The sequence below is a fragment of the Nocardia sp. NPDC051981 genome, assembly GCF_040680715.1.
Taxonomy (GTDB): domain Bacteria; phylum Actinomycetota; class Actinomycetes; order Mycobacteriales; family Mycobacteriaceae; genus Nocardia.
Genome location: NZ_JBFAXK010000082.1, coordinates 1 through 1,045 on the forward strand (window position 1 = coordinate 1; position 1,045 = coordinate 1,045).

Here is a 1,045-nt window from a genome sequence, read left to right on the forward strand (position 1 = left end):
GGCCGGGCGCCGGCAGGAAGCCGCGGCCGGCGTCCTCACCGTTGATGCGGAACTCGAAGGAGTGACCGCGCGGGGTCGGGTCCTCGGTGATGGACAGCTCATGGCCCTCGGCGATGCGGAACTGCTGGCGCACCAGGTCGATACCCGCGGTCTCCTCGGTGACCGGATGCTCGACCTGCAGGCGAGTGTTCACCTCGAGGAACGAGACGGTCTCGCCCTGCACCAGGTACTCCACGGTGCCGGCGCCGTAGTAACCGGCCTCGCGGCAGATCCGCTTGGCGGACTCGTGGATCTTGGAGCGCACCTCGTCGGACAGGAACGGCGCCGGGGCCTCCTCGACGAGCTTCTGGAAGCGACGCTGCAGCGAGCAGTCACGAGTACCCGCAACGACCACATTGCCGTGCTTGTCGGCGATGACCTGCGCCTCGACGTGGCGGGCCTTGTCCAGGTACTGCTCCACGAAGCACTCACCGCGACCGAAGGCGGCGATGGCCTCACGAGTCGCGGACTCGAACAGCTCCGGGATCTCCTCGATGGTGTGCGCGACCTTCATGCCGCGACCGCCACCACCGAAAGCGGCCTTGATGGCCACCGGCACACCGAACTCCTTGGCGAACGCCACCACCTCGTCGGCGTTCTTCACCGGGTCCTTGGTACCCGCGGCCATCGGCGCGTTGGCGCGCTCGGCGATATGGCGGGCGGTGACCTTGTCACCCAGATCCCGGATCGACTGCGGCGACGGACCGATCCAGATCAGCCCAGCATCGATCACAGCCTGCGCGAAATCGGCGTTCTCCGACAGGAAGCCGTAACCCGGGTGGATCGCGTCCGCGCCGGCCTTCGCGGCGGCGTCGAGGATCTTGTCGAACACCAGGTACGACTCGGCCGAGGTCTGGCCGCCCAGCGCGAACGCCTCATCGGCGAGCTTCACGAACGGCGCATCGGCGTCCGGTTCGGCGTATACGGCCACACTGGCGATACCGGCGTCCTTGGCGGCCCGGATCACACGCACGGCGATCTCGCCTCGGTTGGCTACGAGGACCTT

At 67.8% G+C, this 1,045-nt stretch carries 1 protein-coding gene; it reads right to left on the minus strand.

The genetic code is table 11. The features are described 5' to 3' along the window. A partial coding sequence (locus AB0L60_RS42495) for a biotin carboxylase N-terminal domain-containing protein (RefSeq protein ID WP_364626678.1) occupies window positions 1–1,045 on the minus strand: 1,045 nt, incomplete at both ends.